Here is a 14946-nt window from a genome sequence, read left to right on the forward strand (position 1 = left end):
CGCGCACGGTGCGCAGCGCCGAGAGGGTGTTCTGCAGCGGGGCGAAGCGATAGGGCGCGGCATCCGGCGCCGGGCGCGCGCTGGGTACGAAGCGCGCGATGACGGAGGCAGCAATCGCGATGCCCAGCAGGCAGGCGACGACCCCTTCGATCAGGCCCTTGGCGGCCAGGAACCCGCCGAAGAGGGTGCCGCCGAGGATCGCAACGAAGGTCGAGGCCTCGACCAGCGCGTTGGCCTTGATCAGCCGGTCCTCGGGCAGGTGCTGCGGCAGGATCGCGTACTTCGCCGGGCTGAAGAAGGCCGACTGGCTGGCGTAGGCGAACATGGCCAGCAGCACCAGGGCGGAGTTGCCGGTGAAGAGCGCGGCGCCTGCGAGCAGCGCCAAGGGGATCTCCGCAAGCCTTGTGACCCGTACGATCGTCGCCTTGTCGCAGGCATCGGCCAGCCTGCCGGCGCTGCCGGAGAACAGCAGCAGCGGCACAACGTAGGCCGCGGTGCCGATCATCAGGGAGATGGCCGGCGGCGCGCCGAAGAGGGAGAGCCCCTGGAAAGCGACCAGGAAGGCAAAGGCGCTCTTCAGCAGGTTGTCGGTGAAAGCCCCGAAGGCCTGGACGCAGAACAGCGGCAGGAAATTGCGGCTCTGCAGAATCGACGCGACCATGACAGTTCCCCTGTTGCGTTGCTGCGGCGCCGGCCGCTGGCCGGAACCGCCGAACCCCCTGGGCCAAACGGTTAATTGAACATCGTTCATTTATTTAGGGTCGAAATGAACGATGTTCAATAAAAATCTTCCAGGCACGTCAATAACTTTAAGATATTGATTATATTGATATCTATAGAGCATTAGAAAATGCTGTTTCAAAGGCCAAGGGCTCGCGCGGGCAGCCGGAGCCCGCTGGATTGGTGGCCGGGGCTTGCTGTCGACCGACGAGCGGGTCGCCGAGACCCCGATGATCAAGGATGCCTGGAACCGTGGTCAGCCGTTGGAGATCCACGGTCTGATTTACGCCGTGAGCGACGGGCACCTGCGCAACCCCGGCTGCAGCCGGCCAGCAGAGCACAACGCCCGGAGCAGCATTCCCGGGAACGTTCTGGTTCATCAGTTTCCCGGCGCCTCTATTCAGACCGGTTGGCTGCCCCTTCTGTCATAGTGGAGAGTGGGGTCACACGAGCCACTTCGGCAGTGGGGTCTGGTTTCATCCCGGCGCCGCCTTCGCTTGCGCCATCCGTTTTTGCCAGATTCCGGCTGCAGCCCGCGCGTGGACTTGCGTGGTCCGGCCCCGGTTATGATGGCGGGGTTGCAGGAGGCGGGGTTGCAGGAGGCGGGGTTGCAGGAGAAGGACACAGCCAATGGAACAGTTTTTCGACCACAGTCGGATCACCGCTGAGCTTCAGGCCCTTGCCGACTGGTTTCTGCACGACGTGGCCAACTTCTGGTCGCTGCTCCAGGTGGTGGTCCTCCTGATCCTGTTTGGTATCGCCGCCATTCTCGGGCGCCGCCTGCGCCCGGTGGTGGCAGCATGGCTCGAGCGCACGGCCATTCCTCCGCGTTTTGCCGCGCAGGTGAGGTCGCTGCCTGCAGTCCTGACGCCGCTGATCTACCTGATCATGCTGTGGCTGGCCATCGGGATCATGCAGCAGAGCACTTGGCCGAGCCGCAGTTATCTGCTGAGTGTCGTTGCCAGCCTGCTGACGGCCTGGGTGGTCATCCGCCTTTTCACCACTTTCGTGCGCAATCCCGCGCTGGCAAAGACCCTCGCGGTCTGCGCCTGGACCATCGCGGCCCTCAACATCACCGAACTGCTCGATCCGACCGTTGCCCTGCTGGATTCACTTGCGATCGCCTTTGGCGAGTTGCGGGTTTCGTTGCTGACGGTCGTCAAGGGTGTGCTGACGCTGGCCGTCTTTCTTTGGGGCGCCGCGGCGCTGTCCCGCTTTCTGGAGAAGCGGATCAACCGTGTCTCCGACCTCACGCCCTCGGTGCAGGTTCTGCTCGGCAAGCTGCTGAAAATCACCCTGATCACCCTGGCGGTCGTCATCGCGCTCAACTCGGTCGGAATCGATCTGACGGCCCTGGCGCTGTTCTCCGGTGCTGTCGGTGTCGGCATCGGCTTTGGCCTCCAGAAGGTGGTCTCCAATCTGATCAGCGGCGTCATCCTGCTGCTCGACAAGTCGATCAAGCCGGGCGATGTCATTGAGCTGGGACCGACCTTCGGCTGGATTTCATCCCTGGGGGCGCGCTACGTCTCGGTCGTCACCCGCGACGGCAAGGAGTATCTGATCCCCAACGAGGATCTGATCACCCAGCACGTGGTGAACTGGTCCTTTACCGACGAACTCGTGCGCATGGAGATCACCTTCGGCGTTTCCTACGGCTGCGATCCGCACGAGGTTCGCCGGATTGCCCGTGAAGCCGCGGCAGCGCCGGAACGGGTGGCGCGGGACCAGCCGCCGGTCTGCCACCTGACGGGCTTCGGCGACAGCTCGCTGGACTTCGTGCTGCGCTTCTGGATCACCGATCCTCAGGACGGTGTGGCCAACATCAAGGGCCAGGTGCTTCTGGCGGTCTGGGATGCCTTCAAGCAGCACGGCATCGAGATCCCCTATCCGCACCGTCATATCATCATCAAGGACGCGGTCCCGCTGGAGACCCGGGCGCAGCCTGCCAGAACCTGATGCCGGAACCTGATGCCGGACCTGATGCCGGAACCGGTGCTGGAACCGATGCTGGACTGGGGCGATCCGGCGCGGGGCCGAGCGGCCCGGTGATCCTTTCCGCCGGCCTGCGCCTTCCTTAGGCCACCACCCGATTGCGGCCCTCTACTCTGCGGCCCTCTACTCTGCGGCGCGCGGGAGGTGCTCCCGTTCGCCGACCGGCATCGCAACGCCGCCGACCCGATGATGCAGGCCGCCTTCGGCGAAGTAGCCGGTCAGGCTGCGGTTGGCATGGGCCAGGCGGCGGGACAGCATGCGCTGCGCCATCTCTGCGACGAATTCCGCAAAGGCCGGATCGCCGGCCAGGTTGTCGAGCTCGTGGGGATCGTTCTCCAGGTCGAAGAGCAGGGGTGGCAGAGCGGCGAAGTGGACGTACTTCCAGCGCTCGGTCTGGTAGACCGCCAGATTGCAGGCGTCCATCTCGATGCCGAGCCGCTGTTCCACGCTCGGGTCCAGCACGTCGCGGAAGTCGAATTCGTAGAGCACGCCGTCACGCCAGCGCTCCGGCTGCTCGCCTGCGCAGAACGGCAGCAGGGAACGGCCGTCGCATTGCCGCGGAACGGGCTGACCCAGCCACTCGAGGATCGTCGGCATCACGTCGACGGACTCGGTGAAGGCCTCCACCACTGCGCCGCGCTGGGCCGGATCGCCCGCCGGATCGCAGACGATCAGCGGAATGTGATAGCTCTCGCGGAAGTATCCCGTCTTGCCGAGCAGGTGGTGATCGCCGAGCTGCTCACCGTGATCGCAGGTGAAGACGATCAGGGTGTTGTCGATCTCGCCGCTCTCTTCCAGTTCGTCCAGGACGCGGCCGATGTTGTGATCGGCCTCGGTGATCAGGCCGTAGTAGTGGGCGCGGACCTGGCGGATCTCGCTTTCGTCCAGCGCGGCAGCGGGCCCTTCTCTGTTCTGCATGAACTTCTTCTGATTGATCCGGTCCAACAGCATGCGCAGAAGCGGATGCTGCTGCGCCTCTGCGGCGCGGTCGCCGGCGCGGACCGGTCCGTCCAGCGCCGCCGCGTCATAGAGTTTCAAGTACTCTTCGGAGGCGCAGAAGGGCGGGTGCGGCCGATAGAGGCCGTAGTGGAGAAACCAGGGGCGGCCGCGGGCATGGCGCAGATAGTCGAGCGCACCATCGGTCATCCAGGCGGTGTCGCTGTGCTGGCTCATGATGAGGGAGGGCAGGTCGAGGCGGCCCTCCACGGACTCGGCGCGCAGCTCCGGGCTCCAGAGGTCTTCCTGGTTCTCCGGAACCGCATAGCCCAGCTGCCGCAGCCAGGAGAAGTAGGGGTCCTTGTTGGGCGTCAGCGAGCGCAGGACGCGCCAGTCGTCCATCAGGTCGCCGTTGGACCGGTAGCGCGGATCGGTGGCGGCGGTGAAGCGCGGGTCCGGGGTCGTCGTGGTGTAACCGGTCAGGGCCGGGTCGTAGCCTGCCCGGCGCAGTTCGCGGGGCAGGGTGGTCAGCATGGCATCCAGCGGCGCACCGTTGCGCACCACCCGGTGGGTCATCAGGTAGGTGCCGGTCAGCAGCGAAGCCCGCGCCGGGCCGCAGGGCACGCCCTGGCAGTAGTGATTGCGGAAGGTGGTGCCGCGGGCCGCCAGGCGGCTGATGTTGGGAGTCTTCACATGGGGATGGCCCAGATGGGCCAGGGTATCCCCGCGCCACTGATCCACGACAATCAAAAGAACAGACTTGCCCATCACAGAAACGACTCCCCTTGGCGAAAACAAAGACAAAGATACAAGAGTAACGCCGATCGGCGGCCGTTTTGTGACAGCTCTGCGGCGTCAGGGCGTGTGTCCGGGCCTTGTACCGTGTCTTTTCTCAGCCGCCTCGGCCGGCAAGGTCAGCCGCGCAAGCAACCCGCCCTCCGGCCGGTTCTCCAGAACCAGATCCCCTCCGTGAGCGTGGGCGATGGAACGGGCGATGGCAAGACCCAGCCCGACCCCGCCGGTCTCCTGGCTGCGCGATCCTTCGATCCGAAAGAAGGGGTCGAAGACCTGCTCCAGGTGTTCGGCTGGGATACCGGGCCCCTCGTCCTCAATCGTGATGAACAGAGCCTGGTCTTCGCGGATCAGCGAGACACGGGCCGCACCGGCATAGCGCAGCGCATTGCCGATGAGGTTGTGCAGCAGGCGCTTCAGGGCGGTGGGGCGGCAGCCATAGCTGAGCGTGCCCTCAATGCCCGCGGTCTGGAACGTGACCTTCTCGCCCTGGTCGGCCAGATCATCGATCTGGCTCTGGATCAGGGCGACCAGGTCGACGCGCCGCGTGGCCTCCGCCGTGGCTTCGTCGCGGGCAAAGCCGATGACGGCTTCGATCATGCCGCTCATCTCTTCCAGGGTTTCCAGGATCTTCTGGCGGGTTTCCGCGTCCTCCACGAACTCGGCGCGCAGCCGCAGCGCGGTGATGGGCGTGCGCAGGTCGTGGCTGATGGCGGCCAGCATGCGCGTGCGGTCCCGGACGAAACGGGTCAGCCTCTGCTGCATGGCGTTGAAGGCCCGTGTGGTGCGGCGCACGTCCGCCGGTCCGGTCTCGGCCAAAGGTTCCAGGGTCTCACCGCGGCCCAGGCGTTCGGCGGCGCCGGAAAGCGCGCGCAGCGGCCGCGTGATGCGCCTGACGGAAAAGATGACGATGGCCAGAATGGCGAGAGCCATGATGCCCATGGAAAGCAGGGGGAACCAGGTCCAGCCCCGGGGCGGCTGCGGCAAGGCGGTCTCCGCATTCAGCCAGCGCCCATCGGTCAAAGGCACCGAAGCCAGGAAGCTGACGGGCAGATTGAGACGCCGAACATGGCGGTGATGATCGTCGTCGTCTTCCTCATCATCCTCATAGTCGCCTGAAGCCCGCCGGATGTCGTCGTTGCGGCTCCAGCGGCGGTGTTCCTGCCAGTTCCGCAGCGACCAGGGCTCGCGGGCGACCAGGCGCACCCGGGCGTCGCGTCCGTCGCCGATGAGATCGCCCATGCGTTGGGCAAGGCGCCGTTCCATCCGGCCGCCGGGGCCCGGCGCCACGGTGCTCTCCGTCGAGACGCTGTAGAAGAGCCGGCGCGAGGAGGCCGCGGCGAGAAGTCCGTCATGCAGATGCGGCGGCGTCTGCTCCAGCAGCCGCACGAGAACGGCAGTGCGCGCCAGCACCTGATCGCGGCTGGCGGCGCGCAGGGCGAAGTGACGCTCGTCGGCGAGGATCAGCAGGGTCGCCACCTGCGACAGAACCAGGGCGATCAGCAGCAGCGCAATGAGCTGCCCGGCCAGGCTGCGCGGGATGAGGCGCACTAGCTTCCCTCCCCCACTGAGGCGGCGAAGAGATAGCCGCCGCCCCAGACCGTCTTGATCAGCCGCGGCTGCTTCGGGTCGGCCTCGATCTTCCTGCGCAGGCGGCTGACCTGGTTGTCGATGCTGCGGTCGAAGACCTGCGCCGCCCGGCCGCTGGTCAGATCGAGCAGCTGTTCGCGCGACAGCACCACGCCCGGGCGCTTCAGGAACGCGGAGAGCAGGTTGAATTCCGCCGTGCTGAGGGGCACCGCGAGGCCGTCCTCAGCGAGCAGTTCGCGCCGTTCCGGATCCAGCAGCCAGCGGTCGAAGCGCAGGCGCCCCTCCGGCAGGCGGTCGCGCGCCTGGGGCACGGCGTTGCTGCGCCGGAGCACGGCCTTGATGCGCGCCAGAAGCTCGCGCGGATTGAACGGTTTGGTGACGTAGTCGTCGGCGCCGATCTCAAGGCCCACCACCCGGTCCATCTCCTCGGTCATGGCGGTCACCAGGATCACCGGTACCGTGGAGGTGGCGCGCAGGTCGCGGCAGAGCGCCAGGCCGTCCTCCCCCGGCATCATGATGTCCAGAACCACCAGGTCGATGGCCGCGGCCCTCATCAGGCGCCGGGCCATGGCAGCGTTTTCGGCCAGGCTCACCCGCAGCCCGTTCTTGGCCAGGTACTTGCCCAGAAGGTCGCGGATGTCGCGGTGGTCGTCGACCACCAGGATGTGCGGTGTTGGCTCCATCGGTCCTGATCAATGCCCGGGTTTGCAACAGTTTCACGAATACCTATAGGGCGGCACGGCGCCGGGGGCCCGGAAAAAGTGTAACGAAGTGTGTCAACGACCGCTTCTGACACCGCTTGCGACAGAGAGGCCGCGGGGCTGGCGAACTTTTGCGACATCCGGGGCTTATCTAGAGAGCAGCCCAATGATCCCGAAAGACCAGAAGTGAGGATGTTCTCGATGAAAAAGGCTACCAAAATCGCCGTTGCCAGTGCTGTTGTTCTTTCCCTCGGCGCCGCCGGTGTCGTTGCCAAGGCCTCCGACGGCTGGCGCGGCCACGGTGGCCCCGCCCAGTTCAGTCAGCAGGCCTACGGCGGCGGGCACGGCTTCAGCGGGCATGGCCGTCGCGGCGGCATGCGCATGATGCTGAATTACTTCGACGGCAACAACGATGGCGCCGTCAGCCGTGCCGAGATCGAGCAGGTGCGCGACAACAGCTTCGCCACCTTCGATACCGACAACGATCAGGCGCTGAGCCTGGCGGAGTTCGAAGGCCTCTGGCTCGACTTCATGCGCGAGCGCATGGTTGACGGCTTTCAGCGGTTCGACGCCGACGGCGACGGGCAGATCACCCTGGCCGAGGTGAACCGGCCGTTGGACAGAGCCATGCAGAGGATGGACCGCAACGAGGACGGGGTCATCGACCGCTCCGACTTCAAGCGCGGCCGCTGGCAGGATGACGACGACCACGACGAAGACGATCGTTCGTAAGGCGGAAGGACCGGTCTCAAGGCGCCCGGGGGCTGCCCCCCTCTCCCCATGAGCTCTCTGGCGCCAGACGCCACGCTGTTTCCCCTTAGACAGCGTGGCGTCACCGCCGTCGCGCGGTTCCTTTGCTTTCCGGTCTCAGGTCTCCCCCTGGTACATGGCCGGCAGGTCGACGGTGGCGCGCTCGCCGAGGTGGTCGAAGTTCTCTTCCAGCCAGGCATCGGCGCGGCGGTAGCCGATCTCGAAAAGGTGCTGCAGAAAGACCCACTCCGCATTCAGTTTGCTGGACGCGCCGAGCGGTTTGATTTCGTCTTCGCCCTCGATTCGGTGCACGAGGACATGCTTGTAGTCCGCCGGGTCCAGCTTGCCCTCGTCCAGCAGGCGCGAGACGAAGTTGATGGCGCGGAACTCCCGCAGCAGGCTGGAATTGAAGGTGATTTCGTTCACGCGGTTGAGGATCTCCCGGGCCGAGCGGGGCGCCCCCTTGCGCATCACCGGGTTGAGCTGAACGATGACGACATCGCTGGAAAGACAATTGTTGAAGAAGGGGAAGAGCACCGGATTGCCCATGTAGCCGCCGTCCCAGTAGGGCACACCGTCGATCTCCACCGCCTGGAACAGGAAGGGCAGGCAGGCCGAGGCCATGACCATGTCCGCGGTCAGCTGCTTGCGGTCGAACACCTTGACCCGCCCGGTCTCCACATTGGTGGCGGAGATGAAGATCTTCATGCGATCGCAGCTCCGCACCCGCGCGAAGTCCACCGTCTCGTCGATCAGATCCTGCAGGGGATTGAGGTTGAGGGGGTTCAGTTCATAGGGCGATGCCAGGCGGCCCAGCAGGTCGAAGAACAGGTAGCTGGGCGAGGTGTCGAGGCTCCAGTTGCCCATGAAGACGTCGACCGGATTGCGCTGGATCGGGCTTGAACGTCCGGCATCGCTGACCGCTTTCCAGAAACGGCGCAGACAGCGGCGCGCACCCTCAGGCCCACCCTCCATAATGCCGTCGGCAACCACGGCGGCATTCATGGCGCCGGCGCTGGTACCGGAAATCGCCTCGATCTGCAGGCGGTCGTCCTCCAGGACGCGGTCCAGAACGCCCCAGGTGAAGGCGCCGTGCGCGCCGCCACCCTGGAGCGCCAGATTGATGGAGCGCCGCCCTTTCCCGGCGGCGGCGTTCATTGCGCGGTCCAGCCGCCGTCCACCGGCAGGGCGGTGCCGGTGATCGACGCGGCAGCGTCCGTGCAGAGGAAGACCGCCAGGCCGCCGAGCTGCTCGGTGGTGACGAACTGCTTGGTCGGCTGCCCGCCGAGAATGACGTCCTTCACGACGGCCTCCTCGCTGATCCCCCGCGCCTTGGCGGTATCGGGAATCTGCTTTTCGACAAGGGGCGTCAGCACGTAGCCGGGGCAGATGGCGTTCACCGTGACACCGTGTTCGGCCGCCTCCAGCGCCACCGTCTTGGTGAGCCCCAGCATGCCGTGCTTGGCCGCGACGTAGGCCGACTTGAAGGGCGAGGCGACAAGCCCGTGAGCCGAGGCAAGGTTGATCACGCGACCCCAGCCCCGTGCTTTCATGTCGCCCAGGGTCAGGCGGATGGTGTGAAAGGCGCTGGTCAGGTTGATGGCCAGAATGGCGTCCCACTTGGCGGTCGGAAACTCCTCGATCGGCTGAACGTTCTGAATACCGGCGTTGTTCACGACCACGTCCACCTGACCGAAGGTGCTGACGGTCTCTTTCACCAGCGCCTCGATCTCCTCCGGCTTGGTCATGTCGGCACCGTTGTAGGCGACCTTCACGCCGTGGCTCTCGGCAAGGCGGCTGCGCAGGGCCTCGATTTCTCCGGCATCGCCGAAACCGTTGAGCATGACGTTCATGCCGGCCGCCGCCATGGCCTCGGCAATACCCAGGCCGATGCCGCTGGTGGATCCTGTGATGATGGCGTTTTTGCCTTGGGTCATGGGTGCTTACTCCTGAAAGGTAAGGGCGCCGAACCGGCGCTTAGGCGAGGTAGTCGTGGACAACGCGGCCGAAGGGCAGCGTCAGATCCGCTTTGTAATGGCGGCCGCCGACGATCTTTCGGACCGGCAGGTCCGCCACCGGGGCATTCACATGGGGAACGAGATGCAGGCGCGCCGGCCCGCCGTAGTGGAACTTCACGTCGATGTCTTCCAGATTGTATGCGACGAGCTGGGCGACCAGGGGCTTGCCGGTCACGCAGGGCAGCAGCTTCAGGTTTACCTGCGTCTTCTTCAGGGCCTCGTTGCGCTTGGCGGGGTCCTTGATGAGGTTCTCATGCTTGTAGCCCATGGTGCCGAGGGCGACCAACTGGCCGGCATAGTGCAGGCTACCGGTCAGGGTGTCGGTCTCCACGCGCAAATGCGGCTCTCCCCAGCGCTTTGGAAATCCCCAGATCTCACGACCTGCCGAGATCGGCGGCTCGTCGTTCAGAAACATCATGGCGGTGTAATTGACCGCCTCGCCCTGGAAACGGCAGGGGATCACCACGCCGGACTCCACGTAAGAGCCGAACCCCGAGCTGTCGGGCATGTTGATCCATTCGTAGTAGACCTGACCGGAGCCGTCGGGCTCCAGCGGTTCCGGCACCAGACGGCGGATCGCTTCGGGATCGCTTTCGTAGATGATCACGAAGTACTCGCGCGAGACAAAGCGGTAGGGACCGGTCGGATAGCTCGGATTGCCCGGCGGCATCGACGGCAGGGCCAGGATCTCATCGGGTGTCATCGGGATCTCCCATAACAGGCGCATCAAGTCGAACGTCAGGGTCCCGCGGACGTTCCGCGGGCGCTCCGAAGGGCAAGATCCTCCTTCTGCGGCCCGCCTTGGGAGCACGGGCTTCTGATGGATTGTGCCGGCGGCAAGTCAGATGGCAGAGCCGCATGCCGGGTTACATCCGGTATTCAAGCCTGGCGCAACGCCCGATACAACGGCTTCCGGCCTGCTGGCCCCCGGATTGGGGTTCAATGACAGTCAGATGACAGGGGTCCCCGGGCTATTTCTCGGAATCCGGGTGCCGCGCCTCCATAACCGCCGTGATCAGGTCCTCCGGCACAGTCTGTGGCAGGACAGCCGCTGGGTCGTCGAAGGCCCGTTTTCCGAGCGCCATGGTCTCCTTGTAGGCCGCCAGATAGTCGCGGCACTCGCGGCAGATCGCCAGGTGAAGGTCGAAGATCCTGCGTTGCCCGCGCGGCAGGTTGCCCTCCAGGTAGTCGAGAAGGAAGTCCTCGAACTCCCGGCAGGTGATCATCAAGGGCAGGTTGCGCAGCATGAGCCCTTTCATGAAGCGCAAGGCCCTGCTTCCGTAGCTGGGCGTCATGGCGCTTCTCCCCGTAGAAGGGGCTCGAGGAGCTTTTTCAACGCGGAGCGGGCGCGGTGCAGGCGCACCTTCACGTTGCCCTCCGTAATACCGAGAGCCTCGGCCACCTCTGCCGTATCAAGCTCTTCGATGTCGCGCAGAACCAGCACGATACGGTAGCTCTCGGGCAGCTCGTCGATCTTCGACAACACCAGCGCACGCTGCTCCGCCTGGCTAAGAATATCCTCTGCTGACAGGCGTTTCGGCCAGGGTGCTTCCAGACGGCAGGCATTTTCGTCGAAGTCGGGCAGCAGAGGATCGATGAGATCTTCCGCAAGGCGCTTGCGGCTGCGCAGCACCATCAGCGCCTCGTTGACCGTAATGCGGTGCAGCCAGGTCCTCAGTTTGGCGCGGCCCTCGAAGCGGTCGATGTTCTTCAGCGCCTTGATGAAAGCCTCCTGAACGCAGTCCTCGGCCAGATCCTCGTCCTTGACCAGGCGCGCCGCCACGGCCCGCATGCGGCCGATGTTGTCGGCGACGAAGCGGGAAACCGCACCACGCTCCCCGCGTTTCAGGCCCGCCAGGAGGTCTTCCTCGTCGTTGAAAGGCCCGTCGCCCCCCGGCTCTTTCTGCAACACCACCCCGGTCCGCCGTCTCGGCTCATTGACTAACCCCGCCGGACAGCCTAGCCCGCAAGACCGGTGGAGAAAACAGCCCAGGCTGATTAGCTGCGTCAGGCCATGGCCGGGATCTGCGGCCGTCGTCGTTCCCGGCCCGGGTTTGCGGTGTTCCGGGTTTGCGGTGTTCCGGGTTTGCGGTGTTGAGGTGTTGCGATGCCGCGGGGCTGCGATGTTACTGTAACCGCCCACAGAGCCGGTGCATCAAGCCGGGGATTCCCCCGCATTAATCAGATCGACTGGGAAAGGGACGGCGGACCATGCTGAACGACCTTCAAGAAAGCTGGTGTGATCAAAAAACATGGGATTTCAGCGGTTTGAAGGCGCTGTTCCTGAACTGCACGTTGAAGCCCAGCCCGGGCCTCTCCCACACCCAGGGGCTCATCGACATCTCCCGCGCGATCATGGAAAAGAGCGGTGTCGGTGTCGAGGCGCTGCGCCCGGTCGACTACGACATCGCCTATGGCGTCTATCCGGATATGACCGAGCACGGCTGGGACAAGGACGCCTGGCCGGAGATCTATGCCAAGGTCGAGGCCGCCGACATCCTGGTGCTGACCACGCCGATCTGGCTGGGCGAGAAGTCCTCTGTCTGCACCAAGGTGATCGAGCGGCTCTATGCCTCCTCCAGCGACCTCAACGAAGCCGGCCAGTACGCCTACTACGGCAAGGTGGGGGCCTGCCTGGTGACCGGCAACGAGGACGGTGCCAAGCACTGCTCCATGAACATCCTCTATTCGCTGCAGCACCTGGGCTATTCCATCCCGCCTCAGGCCGATGCCGCCTGGCTGGGCGAGGCGGGACCGGGGCCTTCCTATATGGACGAAGGCTCCGGCGGGCCGGAGAACGACTTCACCAACCGCAACACCACCTTCCTCACCTGGAACGTGATGCACCTGGCGCGCCTCTTGAAGGATGCCGGCGGCTTCCCCGTGCACGGCAACCAGCGCTCCCTCTGGGACGCCGGCTGTCGCTTCGACTACCCCAATCCGGAATACCGCTAGCGCCGCTCCGTCACCGCGCTTTCCCACTCCGAAAGGAAGGCGCGGCGCTTCATGCCGTCGAGGAAGACCAGCAGGCCGGGGCCGAGGCGCACCGGAATCAACGCGCCGTCGTCGCCTTCCGGCAGGGCCGGGGCCAGGCTCACCTCGCCGGCAATGACGCGCTGGCCCTCCGGCGAGACGAGAAAGTCGATGAAGCTGCCGGCGTCGCCGGGGTTGTCGCTGGTGGTGGGAATGAGCGCCGTGCGCACCATCAGGAGGGTGTAATCCTCCGGATAGACGATGGCGATCGGTGCCCCGGCGTCCCGCCGCGCCTGGGCGTAGGAGCCCAGGACGTTGTAGGCGACCGTGATCTGGCCGGCCTCCAGCATGTCCAGCATCTCCCCCGAGCAGCAGGACAGCCGGGCGGAAAGGTTGCCGAAGACTTCCATCAGCCGCCAATAGGTCTCCGACTGCAGGCTGTCCTGGGTGGCGAAGAGGTAGCCGAGGCCGCTGACCTTCGGGTCGTAGGTGGCGATCCGTCCGGCAAAGCGCCCTTCCTCGCTGCGCAGCAGGCTGAGGAGTTCGAAGCGCGACTGCGGCGGAGCAGCGGCGAAGGCGCGGCTGTCGTAGGCGATCACCGCCGGCTCCCGGGTAAAGCCGAAGATGCGCTCGCGCCAGCTCGCCCAGCGTGGCAGCCGGGCGGTGGCGGCGGAGCGGTGCAGCCGGGCATGGCCGTCGTTCACCAGCTTGATCTGCAGGTCCATGGCCGAGGAGATGGCCAGGTCGTAGGGCTCGCCGTCAGCGGTCTCCGCCTCGGTCACGGCGCGGTAGACGTCGACGCTGGTGGCCTGGTGGTAGACAATGGCGACGTCCGGCTGCTGGGCGCGAAAGGCGCGCACCAGGCCGTCCATGGCATCGGCATCGGTGGTGCCGACGACATGCAGCAGGCTGCGCGGCGTTCCCTCCTGTAGGGCGGGATAGTTGCGGATCTGCTCGATCTCGATCGCCTGTGCTGCTTGCGGAAGGGCGAAAAGCGCGATCAGCGCCGTGAGAACCGCACAACGCATTAAGAACTGGCCTCTCTGGACGGATTGCGGGAGCGCGCCGGCGGAAAGACCAGGCGCGCTTTCAGGCCCTGCGGTACATTCTCCTCCAACCGCACCCGGCCGCGGTGCGCGCGCATCACCTGACGGACGATGGAGAGCCCGAGCCCGGAGCCCAGGGTCTCCGCCCCGACGCTGCCGCGGCGGAAGCGTTCGAAGACCAGATCGCGGTCCCTGCGCGGCACGCCCGGTCCGTGGTCGGCAATGCAGATCTCCGGCGCCGGGCCGGCTGTCACCGTGACGGCGACGAAGTCGTCCGGCGGCCCGTACTTGATGGCGTTGTCCAGGAGGTTGCGGATCGCTTCCAGCAGGGCGATCTCGTCGCCCTCGATCCGGGCAGCGTCGTCGAGGTTCATGCGGAAATCGATACCGCGCATCTCGGCGGCCACCTCCAGGTCGCGGGCGGCGGTGCGGGCCAGCGCCGCCAGGGACAGGCTCTGGCGCTGCGCCCGCTCGGCCCGGTAGGCCACCATGGCCTGAGTCAGAAGCTGGGTGGTCAACTGCGAGGTCTCGTCGGCGGCGCGCACCATGCGGCGCAGGCTTTCGTCGCTGGCTGCCCCGGCGCCGGCCTTCAGGCTCACCTCTGCCTGGGCCTTAAGGGCGGCAAGCGGCGTGCGGATCCGGTGGGCCGCCTCGGCGATGAATTGCTGGCTGGTGTCGAGGGTCAGGCGCAGGCGTTCGACGAAGGCGTTGATGGCATCGACCAGTGGCAGGATCTCCCGCGGCGCAGCGGTTTCGAGCGGCGAGAAGTCGTCGGAGGCCCGGGCAGCGATGGCGCGCTCGATCTCCTGCACCGGTTTCAGGGCCCGGGCGATGGCGATCCAGGCCAGCAGGCCCGCCAGGGCGAGGAAGCCGCCGCCCACCGCGGCTGCTGACAGCGCGATGCTGGTGGTCAGCGCACCGTGGGCTTCGCGGGTCTGGGCGACGGTGATCAGCACGGTCTCGCGCCCGCTGCCGGTGAGGATCGAACGGCGCGCCGTGGCAGTCCTTACCGTATCGCCCCGGTACTGCTGCGTGAAGAAGACCGGCGCTTCTTCGCTGAGCGGCAGCGCTGTGCCGCCGGGAAGGTCGCCATAGCCGGTGATGACCTGCCCGCGGCCGTCGGCGATGCGGTAGAAGACCCGGTCTTCGCCCGCAAGGCCCAGCATCTCCAGCGCTGCGTATGGCAGGTCGACGATGATCTCTCCCTCGGCAACACGCACCTGCTCGGCGATGGCAATAGCCGAGGCGCCCAGGATGTTGTCCTGCGTCGCATCGGCCGCGCGCCCGGCAACCGCCTGGACGGAGAGGTAAAGCAGGACAGCCAGACCGGAAAAAACCAGGAGGAGCTGGCCGAGCAGGCGGCGGCGCAGCGACCAGGTGGCGCCCGCGCCCCCCAATTTCGGTGAGGCCGGCTTTGATGAGGCCGGC

At 65.9% G+C, this 14946-nt stretch carries 15 protein-coding genes; 4 read left to right on the top strand and 11 right to left on the bottom strand.

Annotation, left to right across the window (positions count from 1 at the left end; genetic code table 11):
• The coding region (locus Q0982_RS22030) for an MFS transporter (RefSeq protein WP_367575455.1) at positions 1–661 on the bottom strand (661 nt) is incomplete at its 3' end.
• A 253-nt stretch (positions 662–914) separates the two neighbouring features.
• Between Q0982_RS22030 and Q0982_RS22035 the strand changes: the two genes are divergently transcribed.
• Together Q0982_RS22035 and Q0982_RS22040 are read left to right on the top strand one after the other, a co-directional pair.
• Positions 915–1151: a hypothetical protein gene (locus tag Q0982_RS22035; protein ID WP_299399815.1), complete on the top strand. Its 237-nt coding sequence runs from the start codon at positions 915–917 to the stop codon at positions 1149–1151.
• A 199-nt stretch (positions 1152–1350) separates the two neighbouring features.
• Positions 1351–2676, top strand: a complete 1326-nt coding sequence (locus Q0982_RS22040) for a mechanosensitive ion channel family protein (protein WP_299399817.1) — start codon at positions 1351–1353, stop codon at positions 2674–2676.
• Between the two features lie 159 nt (positions 2677–2835).
• Here the strand turns inward: Q0982_RS22040 and Q0982_RS22045 are convergent, their stop codons facing one another.
• From Q0982_RS22045 to Q0982_RS22055, 3 genes are all read right to left on the bottom strand, one after another.
• Positions 2836–4416 (bottom strand): alkaline phosphatase family protein, encoded by a 1581-nt coding sequence (locus Q0982_RS22045; protein ID WP_299399819.1) that lies wholly within the window; start codon positions 4414–4416, stop codon positions 2836–2838.
• Positions 4417–4503: 87 nt separating this feature from the next.
• Positions 4504–5991 carry an ATP-binding protein gene (locus tag Q0982_RS22050; RefSeq protein ID WP_299399821.1) on the bottom strand — a complete coding sequence of 496 codons (1488 nt, stop codon included), beginning with the start codon at positions 5989–5991 and terminating at the stop codon, positions 4504–4506.
• Positions 5991–6713, bottom strand: coding sequence for a response regulator (locus Q0982_RS22055; protein ID WP_299399823.1), 723 nt, complete (start codon positions 6711–6713; stop codon positions 5991–5993). The genes Q0982_RS22050 and Q0982_RS22055 overlap by 1 nt, the downstream gene beginning before the upstream one ends.
• Before the next feature lie 219 nt (positions 6714–6932).
• On the opposite strand from Q0982_RS22055, the gene Q0982_RS22060 reads away from it, so the two are divergent.
• Positions 6933–7463 carry an EF-hand domain-containing protein gene (locus Q0982_RS22060; protein WP_299399825.1) on the top strand — a complete coding sequence of 177 codons (531 nt, stop codon included), beginning with the start codon at positions 6933–6935 and terminating at the stop codon, positions 7461–7463.
• A gap of 135 nt (positions 7464–7598) precedes the next feature.
• Here the strand turns inward: Q0982_RS22060 and Q0982_RS22065 are convergent, their stop codons facing one another.
• From Q0982_RS22065 to Q0982_RS22085, 5 genes are all read right to left on the bottom strand, one after another.
• Positions 7599–8639, bottom strand: coding sequence for a patatin-like phospholipase family protein (locus Q0982_RS22065; RefSeq protein WP_299399827.1), 1041 nt, complete (start codon positions 8637–8639; stop codon positions 7599–7601).
• Positions 8636–9418, bottom strand: a complete 783-nt coding sequence (locus Q0982_RS22070; protein ID WP_299399829.1) for a 3-hydroxybutyrate dehydrogenase — start codon at positions 9416–9418, stop codon at positions 8636–8638. The genes Q0982_RS22065 and Q0982_RS22070 overlap by 4 nt, the downstream gene beginning before the upstream one ends.
• 40 nt (positions 9419–9458) lie before the next feature.
• Positions 9459–10202, bottom strand: a complete 744-nt coding sequence (locus Q0982_RS22075; RefSeq protein WP_299399831.1) for an acetoacetate decarboxylase — start codon at positions 10200–10202, stop codon at positions 9459–9461.
• A 268-nt stretch (positions 10203–10470) separates the two neighbouring features.
• Complete coding sequence (locus Q0982_RS22080) at positions 10471–10794, bottom strand: anti-sigma factor (RefSeq protein ID WP_299399833.1); 324 nt, start codon at positions 10792–10794, stop codon at positions 10471–10473.
• Positions 10791–11414, bottom strand: coding sequence for an RNA polymerase sigma factor (locus Q0982_RS22085; protein WP_299399835.1), 624 nt, complete (start codon positions 11412–11414; stop codon positions 10791–10793). The genes Q0982_RS22080 and Q0982_RS22085 overlap by 4 nt, the downstream gene beginning before the upstream one ends.
• A 353-nt stretch (positions 11415–11767) precedes the next feature.
• On the opposite strand from Q0982_RS22085, the gene Q0982_RS22090 reads away from it, so the two are divergent.
• On the top strand, positions 11768–12454 hold the full coding sequence (locus Q0982_RS22090; RefSeq protein WP_299399837.1) for a flavodoxin family protein: 687 nt from the start codon (positions 11768–11770) through the stop codon (positions 12452–12454).
• On the opposite strand, the gene Q0982_RS22095 is transcribed toward Q0982_RS22090, so the two are convergent.
• Entirely contained in the window at positions 12451–13500 is a 1050-nt protein-coding gene (locus Q0982_RS22095) for an ABC transporter substrate-binding protein (RefSeq protein ID WP_299399839.1), read from the bottom strand. The genes Q0982_RS22090 and Q0982_RS22095 overlap by 4 nt on opposite strands.
• Positions 13500–14915 (bottom strand): sensor histidine kinase, encoded by a 1416-nt coding sequence (locus Q0982_RS22100; protein WP_299399841.1) that lies wholly within the window; start codon positions 14913–14915, stop codon positions 13500–13502. The genes Q0982_RS22095 and Q0982_RS22100 overlap by 1 nt, the downstream gene beginning before the upstream one ends.
• Between the last annotated feature and the right edge of the window lie 31 nt (positions 14916–14946).

The organism is Pelagibius sp., assembly GCF_028281305.1.
GTDB lineage: Bacteria > Pseudomonadota > Alphaproteobacteria > Kiloniellales > Kiloniellaceae > Pelagibius.

Coding starts and splice junctions, on each gene's coding strand:
- Q0982_RS22065 (WP_299399827.1), bottom strand. CDS start 8,639: ATGAACGCCGCCGCCGGGAAAGGGCGGCGCTCCATCAATCTGGCGCTC.
- Q0982_RS22080 (WP_299399833.1), bottom strand. CDS start 10,794: ATGACGCCCAGCTACGGAAGCAGGGCCTTGCGCTTCATGAAAGGGCTC.
- Q0982_RS22040 (WP_299399817.1), top strand. CDS start 1,351: ATGGAACAGTTTTTCGACCACAGTCGGATCACCGCTGAGCTTCAGGCC.
- Q0982_RS22095 (WP_299399839.1), bottom strand. CDS start 13,500: ATGCGTTGTGCGGTTCTCACGGCGCTGATCGCGCTTTTCGCCCTTCCG.
- Q0982_RS22045 (WP_299399819.1), bottom strand. CDS start 4,416: ATGGGCAAGTCTGTTCTTTTGATTGTCGTGGATCAGTGGCGCGGGGAT.
- Q0982_RS22075 (WP_299399831.1), bottom strand. CDS start 10,202: ATGACACCCGATGAGATCCTGGCCCTGCCGTCGATGCCGCCGGGCAAT.
- Q0982_RS22070 (WP_299399829.1), bottom strand. CDS start 9,418: ATGACCCAAGGCAAAAACGCCATCATCACAGGATCCACCAGCGGCATC.
- Q0982_RS22060 (WP_299399825.1), top strand. CDS start 6,933: ATGAAAAAGGCTACCAAAATCGCCGTTGCCAGTGCTGTTGTTCTTTCC.
- Q0982_RS22055 (WP_299399823.1), bottom strand. CDS start 6,713: ATGGAGCCAACACCGCACATCCTGGTGGTCGACGACCACCGCGACATC.